At 59.9% G+C, this 9,328-nt stretch carries 9 protein-coding genes; 5 read left to right on the forward strand and 4 right to left on the reverse strand.

Translation table 11 applies throughout. The features are described 5' to 3' along the window. Positions 1–34: 34 nt before the first annotated feature. Positions 35–667: a LuxR C-terminal-related transcriptional regulator gene (locus tag B3H86_RS02145; RefSeq protein ID WP_292050925.1), complete on the reverse strand. Its 633-nt coding sequence runs from the start codon at positions 665–667 to the stop codon at positions 35–37. Positions 668–855: 188 nt separating this feature from the next. Here B3H86_RS02145 and B3H86_RS02150 point away from each other — a divergent pair, with 188 nt between their 5' ends. The 5 genes from B3H86_RS02150 (at position 856) to B3H86_RS02170 (ending at position 5,920) form a co-directional block, all read left to right on the forward strand. Then, entirely contained in the window at positions 856–1,386 is a 531-nt protein-coding gene (locus B3H86_RS02150; protein ID WP_292050926.1) for a DUF4402 domain-containing protein, read from the forward strand. A gap of 91 nt (positions 1,387–1,477) precedes the next feature. Next, positions 1,478–2,290: a hypothetical protein gene (locus B3H86_RS02155; protein WP_292050927.1), complete on the forward strand. Its 813-nt coding sequence runs from the start codon at positions 1,478–1,480 to the stop codon at positions 2,288–2,290. After that, on the forward strand, positions 2,287–5,010 hold the full coding sequence (locus tag B3H86_RS02160; protein WP_292050928.1) for an MSCRAMM family protein: 2,724 nt from the start codon (positions 2,287–2,289) through the stop codon (positions 5,008–5,010). The genes B3H86_RS02155 and B3H86_RS02160 overlap by 4 nt, the downstream gene beginning before the upstream one ends. Further along, positions 5,007–5,537 carry a hypothetical protein gene (locus B3H86_RS02165; RefSeq protein WP_292050929.1) on the forward strand — a complete coding sequence of 177 codons (531 nt, stop codon included), beginning with the start codon at positions 5,007–5,009 and terminating at the stop codon, positions 5,535–5,537. The genes B3H86_RS02160 and B3H86_RS02165 overlap by 4 nt, the downstream gene beginning before the upstream one ends. Next, on the forward strand, positions 5,534–5,920 hold the full coding sequence (locus B3H86_RS02170; RefSeq protein WP_292050930.1) for a hypothetical protein: 387 nt from the start codon (positions 5,534–5,536) through the stop codon (positions 5,918–5,920). Before B3H86_RS02165 ends, B3H86_RS02170 begins: the two co-directional genes overlap by 4 nt. Here B3H86_RS02170 and B3H86_RS02175 read toward each other — a convergent pair. The 3 genes from B3H86_RS02175 to B3H86_RS02185 are packed head-to-tail and all read right to left on the reverse strand — an operon-like array spanning position 5,911 to position 9,043. Further along, complete coding sequence (locus tag B3H86_RS02175) at positions 5,911–6,186, reverse strand: Hpt domain-containing protein (protein ID WP_292050931.1); 276 nt, start codon at positions 6,184–6,186, stop codon at positions 5,911–5,913. The two genes, B3H86_RS02170 and B3H86_RS02175, sit on opposite strands and share 10 nt — an antisense overlap. Continuing rightward, entirely contained in the window at positions 6,183–6,572 is a 390-nt protein-coding gene (locus B3H86_RS02180) for a response regulator (RefSeq protein ID WP_292040733.1), read from the reverse strand. Before B3H86_RS02180 ends, B3H86_RS02175 begins: the two co-directional genes overlap by 4 nt. Further along, positions 6,569–9,043: a response regulator gene (locus tag B3H86_RS02185; protein ID WP_292050932.1), complete on the reverse strand. Its 2,475-nt coding sequence runs from the start codon at positions 9,041–9,043 to the stop codon at positions 6,569–6,571. Before B3H86_RS02185 ends, B3H86_RS02180 begins: the two co-directional genes overlap by 4 nt. Positions 9,044–9,328 lie beyond the last annotated feature (285 nt).

The following is a 9,328-nucleotide window of genomic DNA, read 5'->3' on the forward strand; positions in this document are numbered from 1 at the left end:
CCGTCCACAGATGACAGCACCGGTGGGCCAGTTCTTAATCGATCTTACCAAGATACCGGGCGCTGTTTAAGATGGCTTGGCTACGGTTAGGCGTGCCCAGCTTCTTTAGAATGGCTGAAACATGCTGTTTGACGGTCCCCTCAGTCAGACCTAATTCCCCGGCGATTTGCTTGTTTAACTTACCCTCGGCCATCGCTTTCAATACGCGCATCTGGGCTTTGGAAAGCGTTAGCAAACGTTTGTGGTAATCCTCTGTATGGTCTTGCGAAGTGATACCGATTGGGAAAATCTTATCCCCTCGCATCACGCCGCCTATAGCATTGACTAATGTTTCTACGGGTTCAGCCTTGCTCAAATAGGCGTCCACATCAAACGACCGCGCCATGGAAACCATGTGTGGATCTACGCGCGCGGAAATGATCGCGAATTGGGATTTGGGCAAAATCTGCTGCAGCTGGATCAGCGCGCTGAACCCCTCAGCGTCTGGCAGCATAAGATCCAACATAACCATGCGCACGCGCTGGGAATGCCGACGGGCAAAGCTTTCCGCTTCAGCAGCGCTGGAAACCCGGCCAACCTCGAACTGCGGATAGGCTTTCGCCACTGCCGCTTCCAGAGCCTCGGCCACGAGCGGGTGATCATCAACAATAAGAACTATCCAACGCATTATACCAACGCTTCCTCTTCATATTGGGAAGCTGAACGCGGGCATTGAAGTTCCCGCGCTCGTCAGAAATGTAAGGCAAACCTATAACTTTGGTTCGAAAAACCCGTTTTTGCGGGTCCGGTTGATGGACCCGTGCTGAAATGAGGAAGATTTGGGTCCCAACGCAGTTTTCAACCGTTGGAGTTCTCATGAACCGCTTCGCTCTCGTTTCCGCCCTCGCCGTTGCCGCTCTGGGCTTTGCTGGTACCGCCTCGGCCCAATCGACCTCTTCGGCCTCGGGCCAAGGTTCGATCACCGTCATCCGTCCGCTGACCGTCACCAAGAGCGCGGACATGAAGTTCGGCACCGTTGTACGTCCATCGACCGGTTCCGGTTCTGTCGTCGTCAGCAATGCTGGTGCTCGCACCGTTTCGGGCGGCGTTGTTGCCCTGAACTCGGGTGACACCCCGCAGGCAGCCCAGTTCAACATCGACGGCGAAGGCGGCCAATCCGTCTCGGTCACCGTCCCGGCTACCTTCACCATGGCCAACGGTTCGGAAAGCCTGACCGTCACCACCAGCAACAATCTGGGCGCCAATGCATCGGCCCAAACCCTCAGCAACGCATTGGGTTCGGCAGGTTCGCTGAACGTACGTGTCGGTGGTTCGGTCGCTCTGCCTTCGACCGCAGGGACCGGCGTTTACACGGGAACCTTCACCGTGTCGGCGGCCTATAACTAAGGAATGATGGCCGCTGCGCCTATCCGCAGCGGCCTCCCGGTGGGTGAGATTTGGTATGAGACAGGGCTGGCCTCAATATGTTGCAAACACCGTGGCTGCTGCGGCTCTGGCCCTCTCCGCCAGCGTCCTGCCCACGAATGCCCAAGTCGGTGCCGATCTGAACATCTCGCCCAAGCGTGTGGTGTTCGCCCCCGGCGAGCGCAGCGCGATCGTCTATGTTTTCAACCAGGGCGACCAACCAGCGACATATACGGTCGACCTGGTCGACCGCATTATGCTGCCCGATGGCCAGATCATCGCCGCCTCAGAACGTCCTGAACTGGACATTTCGTCGGCTGCAGATTTGGTCGAACACACCCCCCGTCGGGTAACCCTCCAGCCACGCGAAAGCCAGGCCATCCGTTTGCGTGCCCGCCCCGCTGGGGATGGCTCGGCCGAGCACCGCTCACATCTGACCATCACCGCTCTTCCCCCTGAGGACAGCGGTTTTACTGCAGCGCAGGCGGCTGCTGGCAATGAGGACGATCTCGCCCTTCAGGTCATTGCCCTGTTCAGCGTCAGCATCCCTGTCATCGTACGCGACAACGCTGCCGATGCCCGCGCCGGCATCAGCAACGCCCGTCTGGAGCAGGGAGCATCAGGCACTGAATTGGTCTTCGACATCGACCGTCTTGGCGCGAACTCCGTTTACGGCGATCTTGAAGTCCGTCTCGGCACCGCAGACGACGCGCCCCTGATGACGCTGGTGCGCGGCGTGGCTGTCTATCCGGAAATCAACAAACGCACTGTCCGCCTAGCCCTGCCACAAGCGGTACCCGCCGGTCAGGCTTTGACGCTTGTCTATCGGGACGATGATGCGCGTCCGGGCGAGGTGCTGGCAGTCACGCGGATTTCAGCCCCGTGAAAGCCCTTGGCTTTGCCAGCGCTATCGCGCTGAGTTGGAGCCTAGCCGTCACCGTAGCCCACGCGCAGGATGGCGCGACGGCTGCGGCGCTGGTTGATGCCGCCTCGCCCCAACCCTTTAGCAGCGATGACCTTTTGTGGCTCGAGGTGCGCTCGGGCCCTGTCCTTCTGGCCGAATCCGTCAACGTGTACGCATCGCGGACGGGCGTGTTTGTGCCCATTGGCGAACTGTCGCGGGTACTGGATCTCGCTGTCGGCGTCTTTCCAACCCAACGCCGGGCCGAAGGCTGGATATTGTCGCCGGACCGCAAGCTGACGGTCGATCTGTCCAACGGCAAGGCCCTACTGGCAGGTCGCGAGGTCGCCATATCCGCCGACCAAGCCGCCATCTATGCCGATGACCTCTACCTTCGAATTGACGTGATTGAGCAGTTGCTCCCTGTGCGCCTGAAGCCTGATACCAGCGCTCAAGTCCTAGAGCTTACGCCGCTCGAGCCTCTGCCGTTTCAGCAACGCCTCGAACGCGACCAGCGTCGTGGCCGTCTGGGCCTGGGTGCCAGTGGCGATCAGCGTGTCGAGATCGCCACCCCTTATCAGGCCTTCACCGCCCCCGCCTTTGATATCAATATCGGCGGCCAAACGGGCCGCGACGGACGCGATCAGACCAGTCGTTATGACGTACGGGTTGCAGGCGACCTGCTATGGGCAGGCCTCGAGGCATGGATCGGGTCAGATGATGACGCAAACCTAAGCGACAGCCGCATCAGTCTTTCGCGCCGCGATAGCAAAGGCCATGCGCTGGGCGTTCTAGGCGGGACCCATGCGGGTATCGGCGATGTTTACACGCCATCGCTCGCGCTTGGGGCTGCCAGCATCAGCGGTCGCGGCCTGTTCTATACCTCGGCTCCGCGCGACAGTCTGGATATCGGCACGCCGCTGGATTTGCGCGGCGAGTTGGCCGTTGGCGAAGAAGTCGAACTGTATGTGAACGAGATCCTTTATGGATCGCAGTCCACGCCGGTGCAGGGCCAGTACGAATTTCTGGACGTGCCGCTAGCCTATGGCCTGAACACGCTTCGTCTTGTTTTCTACGGACCGCACGGTGAAACACGCGAGGCTGTACGCCGCATCAATTTCGGTGCCGGTCAGGTCGAGGCAGGCCGCGTCATCGTGCGTCTCGGTGCTGTAGATCAGGGCCGGACCCTGTTGGACCTGAATGATGATCCCGTCCGCCAGCCAAGTGTTGTTCCGCATGGCATGCGTTTGGTCGCCGGTGTGGATTACGGGCTTTCGTCAGCAATAACCCTTTCGGGCGGTGTTGCCCGTTTTCGGCCTGTCGCGGACGAAGAGTCGCGTTCAATGGTCACGTTCGGCCTGCGGACGTCTTTAGGTCCCTTTGCGACGCAGATCGACGCCGGTTGGGATGATCAGGATGGCCAGGCACTATCCGGCGGCTTTGCCGGAAGGGTATCGGGCATTTCCCTCGTCGGCAGGCATGCGGAGTACCGCAACGGCTTTATCGACGAGACAAGGCAGTTGGGTCTGGGTAATGCCTCCCCATTACGACGGGCCAGCGATTTACGCGCCGACGGCCAGCTGAAAGGCCCGCATTCCCAAACCATTCCCTGGTCACTCAATCTCAGGCGTCTCGAGCGCCGCGACAACAGCGCCCAGACGAATGCCGAACTGCGCGCCTCGACCCCAATCGGGCGTTTCTATGCGTCTAGCAGCATTGTCTGGGAAGAAGACAAGCGCGCCGATGAATCCCGTATCCAACGCTGGGCCGGAGCGAGCGACGTGGCCACATTGGTCGCGCGCCGCCTTCAACTGCGCGCCGGCCTGACCTACGGCCTTTCGCCCGACCTCAAGCTGGAGACGGGCTATCTGACCGCAGATTGGCAATTGCGCGACAACCAGGCCCTGCGCTTTGGAGTAGTCCGCTCGCTGGGTTCAGAAACACGTACTACGGTTCAGGCCTCGCACATCTGGCGTGCCCGTCGCTTCGATCTTGCCGTGAACAGCGCCGTCGAGACTGAAACAGGTGAATGGCGTGTCGGCCTACAACTCGGTTTTGGTTTTGGGTATGACCCCGTTAGTCGGGGCTATCGACTGGTTCGCAGCGGCGGTGCATCAGGCGGAGCAGCGGCCATCAATGCCTGGATAGATGCCAATGGTGACGGTATCCGCCAGTTCGACGAAGAGGGCGTTGCTGGCATCATAGCCGATGTTCCAACCGACACGCTCACCACGGATACCGCCGGCACAGCCTATGCGCCCGGCTTGGGCGACCCCGGCACTGCGGTCATTCGCCTCAACACCGAAGCGGTGGAGGACCCCTATCTCGTCGGCGGGCCTACCCTGCTTGCTGTCGAGCCCCGGCCGGGACGCACGGTTATCGTCAACTATCCGATGCAGCGATCCTCAGAAGTCGAACTCCGCGTCGTACTGGAACGCGTGGCAGGCGATAACCGTGCCTTGTCCGCCGTCAATATCGAATTGGTCGACAAGGATGGAAAGGTCATCAGCACCCGAAGCGACCACGCCGGTATCGCCTTCATCGAAGGCGTGCCTCCGGGCGAATACCGCGTCCGACTGAATGCGGAACAAGCGTCCACGCTGGGGCTTACAATGGACGATGAAGTACAGGTTCTTATCCCGCCTACGGGCGGTTTCGTCCGGGCCGGCACAATCATGGTCAGCCTGAAAGGAGCCAACTCATGACCCGATGGATTGTGGGCCTCATAGCGCTGTCTACGGTCTTTATGGCCATGCCCGCAGCGGCCCAGTTGTCAGTATCCCGTTCTCCAGCCGAAGCTCCAACGCTTGGCCGCACCATCCGCGGCCAGTCGACAACCATCTTTAGCGTCAGCACCAGCGGCGTGGTCACTCGCGTTTCAGGCGATTCAATCCGCTTGAGCACATCCTCCGTACGTACACCGACTATCACGGTATCCTGCGGATTTAACTCGCTGTCTTCGTTGTGCGCGTTGCGGCCGATCCGGGTGACCATCACGCCCGCCGGTGGACAGGGACCGGCAACCATTACGCGGCTCAGAGTCGCCAACCTGCGCGGGGCCACCTACCGCAGCGGATCTCCGGCCGAAGGGGCAACTGTCAGCTTCGATCTGGACCCTTTGGGCCTGTTCCGCGATGCAACCTTTGACTTGGGCATGGATGTCCGGCTGAATGGGGCCGCTCCCGGGGGCGAACACCCGTTCGATTATCTGGTGACGGTGCAACTGCTATGATCGCGATACTGCTAGCCTCGGCCATTGTACAGGCCAGCACGGGCGCACCGGATGCTACGGCAGCCATTACGGTGCACTCGGCCCTGAAAGTCTCCTCGGTGACCCCGATCCAACTTCGCACCAGCGCATTGAACAATCCGGCGATCATTGACGTGAGTGCCGATCCGAACCGCGCCTACCGTCTGCAGGTCCAGACCTATTTGCTTCAAGCCGATGGAGAGACGTCGCCCACCAGCGCAGCGTGGGCCGACGCCAGCCCGACGCCTTTGCCCCACGTCGACGCCAATGGCAATGCCCGGATCAAGCTACCCGACATCGACGGATTCCTGCGCCATACCGCGACGGGAGTACCTATGCTTCCTGTGCGCGTCGTCTACGAATAGAGGTCGCTTTCGGCGCGGATGATCTCGACCAACCGGTTCAGGGCTTCGTCCGACGGCCTGTTTCCAGCCCCAAACACCGCGTCGATCGCCAGCGCATATTCGGACAAGGCCGGATAACCGAACATGCCCGCTGCGCCTGCCAAACTATGCACGACTTGCTCCAGCACCTCGTAGTCACCGTCATAGATAGCACGCGATATCTTGTCGGCATCGGCGCGGGCCCGCTCTCTGAAGCGCGCTCGCAAAGCCTCCAGAGCGTCATTCATGCGCCCGCCCCCGCCAACAGGTCGCGCACCTCTTGCGCCAGCCCCATGGGGTCAAAGGGTTTGGTAATGACGCCTATGGCCCCCAAGGCCTTGTAATCCGCCACTTCGGACCCTTGCGCCCGTGCCGTCATGAATACGACCGGCGTATGCTCCAGCGCAGGCCGCTGGCGCAGGTGTTGAAGGACCATAGGTCCATCCATCCCCGGCATCATGACATCCAACAGGATCACGTCAGGCCGCAACCCTCCATCAAGGATGGAAAGGGCTTCAGGACCGGACGATGCACTGATCGAGGTTGTCATGGGGTCCAGATCAAACGACAACGCCGCCACTTCGCGGATATCCGCTTCGTCATCGACGTGTAGCAGGGTCAGTTGTTCCTTCATGTCATATCCTTTCGCGTCAGACGCCGTACCGTCCGAGCCAGCGACGAGACAGGCGTGCGCGACTTCACCAGAACGGCTTCGATACCCGCACCCAGTTCAAGATCGGCATCGCTGGCTGAATAAATGATAGCCGGTATCGGCGGCTGGTCCCCGCTCTCGAGATTGCCCAGCAATTCCAGACCGGAGCCGTCCGGCAGGCCGATATCCAGAATGACCAGATCGGGATGACGACTTTCCAGATAACGTCTCGCCTCGGCCAGTGATCCTGCCGCTTCTATAGTCGCCACTCCCGAAAGGGCGGATGCCGTGAGGCTGCGCACGTCCTCTTCATCCTCTACATGAAGGATCAAAGGTTGCGCCTTGCTCCCGGCAGTCGCCGCCTGAACCGCCTGCAGCAGGCGATCCACTTCCAGCGGCTTTTCCATCCAGTCCAAGACCTGAAGCGATGCCGCCTTTGCCATGCCTTGCGAAATATCGGCGGACACAACCAGAATGGGCAGATCCCGCGTCAGGGCGGATTTGCGCAACGCGCGGATCAGGCTCACCCCATTCGCATCGGGCAGTTGTAAGTCGATCAGCGCAGCGGCGAATTTCGTCTGACCGACCAGCGCCAACGCCTCACGTGCGGTCGAGGCAACCTGTGCCTGATATCCGTCCTCTTGCAGAATACTGCGCAACACCTCGGCGGCATCGGGATCATCCTCGACCACCAACAACTGCGGTCCATCCACCCGGTTCTGGATAGGCCCCGCAGCGACACGCGGTAGTTGCAGATGGAAGACGGCCCCATGGCCCGGATCAGGATCAAGCCACAGCCGCCCACCATGCCGCTCTGCAATCTCGCGAGAAATGGCTAGCCCCAGACCCGTTCCCCCGCGCTGGCGCGTATCGGATGAGTCCGCTTGCGCGAACTTCTCGAATATTCTCGACCTGAACGCCTCGGGCACGCCGGGCCCACGGTCCAGCACCGTAAGCCTGACCATCGGGCCATCATCCGCCGTAAGCCGGACTGTGACTGTCTCTTCGGCAGGCGAAAATTTGAGGGCATTGGACAACAGGTTCACGGCCACCTGTATCAGGCGATCCATATCCCCCATGACCGTAGCCGTTCCACGGTCGTCTAGCTCGACCCGCACTTTGTGATCATCTGCCATTCCGCTGACCGCATCAATCGAGCGGGTTGCCACCTCGCGCAGGTCAATCGGTTCGAGGTGCAGTGCCATCTTGCCGGATTCCAGTTTCTCGATGTCGAGAATGTCGTTGATCAACCGGACCAATCTCTGGCTGTTTGACTGGGCGATGCCGATCAGACGGCTGGCCTTTTCGGGCAATGCGCCGGCAGCCCCCCCTGCCAGAAGGCCCAATGACCCGGCGATTGAGGTCAATGGCGTACGCAGTTCATGACTAACGGTAGAAACGAACTGGGACTTCATCTCGTCCATGCGCCGACGCTCTGACACGTCTTTAACCGCAACGACTATATTCGAGCTCTCATTAACCTTGACAGGACTGATCGACACCTCTGCGGTGAAGACGGTACCATCTTTGCGACGCACACAAATTTCACCTTCAAGCGCTTCGGACAAAGGTTCCGTGCGATTGCGAAGCTGATCAAGAATACGCTGATCGCCCGAACTTTCGATATCGACCAGAATCCTGACATTCTTGCCAATCACTTCGGTTCGCGTCCATTGCAGCGCCTTCTCCGCAGCTCTGTTAACTCGCTCGATAGCGCCTTCGTCCGTCAAGACAAGCAGTGGAAGAGAGCTGCCTTGGAACAGAGCCTGTTGCTGCTGGTCTGAAGCGGCAACAGCGTTTAACAAAGCCTCTTGACGGCGCATATAGCGCCAAATGGTCAGGGCTGCGGCCAACATAAGTAAGACAAAGAGGCCCGAAAGCACCATGACGGCCCGACGGGTATTGATGGCTTGTCGCTGGTGGTTGGACCGCAACTGCTCCAACCGGAGAATTTCTTGCCGATTGAGGACAGCCATTTCTTCACGGATAGCGTCCATGGCCAACTTGCCAGATAAGGCGCGCGTGTGCCGCTGGGCGTTCGTAGTGGGTAACGTCCCTTCGATGCCCGCATGCAGCAAATCGCGCTTGGCCTTTACAAGGGTCTCTAGCCGCTGGAGGCGCATGGGTTCCTGAGCAAATAGCCGCTCTAATTCGGCCCATTCGGCGTCCATCCTGGCTTCGGCATTTTGGTAGGGTGCAAGAAACACCTCGTCTCTGGTTAGCAAGAACCCGCGGAGCCCAGTTTCACCGTCCTGAAGCAAGGAGAACACATCCTGCAACTGCTCCCGGCGATCATGTGCACCATTAAGCACGGATTCCAACTGCTGCCCGCTGCTCAACTCCCGTAGGGTCTGCGTCGCCAATATGATGATGGCCGCTAGCGCCAATGCACCAAAAATCAGGAATACCGCATAGGCCCGTTTGGCTCGCCTTCCAATTGAACCGGTTGCCAATCATTCCTCCTCGTACAGTCAGGTTAGGAGAATGCGCAGAGAGTGCGCCGGTTCAGGGCTCTGGGGCGATCTGTTGGACGTGAGGAGCCCATATTCCCATCAGCCTCAGCCCATGCAGGGGATAGGTGTAAGCCGTCATGACACGCAGGCTTTCCAGAACGGCCTGTAGACCGGCCAGTGCAGCGATCGCTGCGAGTGCAAGGCTTGAAGTTGATCGACGAAGGTTATGGATGACACCAAAGCCAAAAGCCCCAGCAAACAGACGGTGCTGTCAGGGTAACTGAG

Source organism: Brevundimonas sp. UBA5866 (genome assembly GCF_002432125.1).
GTDB lineage: Bacteria > Pseudomonadota > Alphaproteobacteria > Caulobacterales > Caulobacteraceae > Brevundimonas.

Excerpts from the sequence above, each read along its gene's own strand:
- B3H86_RS02145 (WP_292050925.1), bottom strand. The coding sequence starts at position 667 with ATGCGTTGGATAGTTCTTATTGTTGATGATCACCCGCTCGTGGCCGAG.
- B3H86_RS02150 (WP_292050926.1), top strand. The coding sequence starts at position 856 with ATGAACCGCTTCGCTCTCGTTTCCGCCCTCGCCGTTGCCGCTCTGGGC.
- B3H86_RS02165 (WP_292050929.1), top strand. The coding sequence starts at position 5,007 with ATGACCCGATGGATTGTGGGCCTCATAGCGCTGTCTACGGTCTTTATG.
- B3H86_RS02170 (WP_292050930.1), top strand. The coding sequence starts at position 5,534 with ATGATCGCGATACTGCTAGCCTCGGCCATTGTACAGGCCAGCACGGGC.
- B3H86_RS02175 (WP_292050931.1), bottom strand. The coding sequence starts at position 6,186 with ATGAATGACGCTCTGGAGGCTTTGCGAGCGCGCTTCAGAGAGCGGGCC.
- B3H86_RS02180 (WP_292040733.1), bottom strand. The coding sequence starts at position 6,572 with ATGAAGGAACAACTGACCCTGCTACACGTCGATGACGAAGCGGATATC.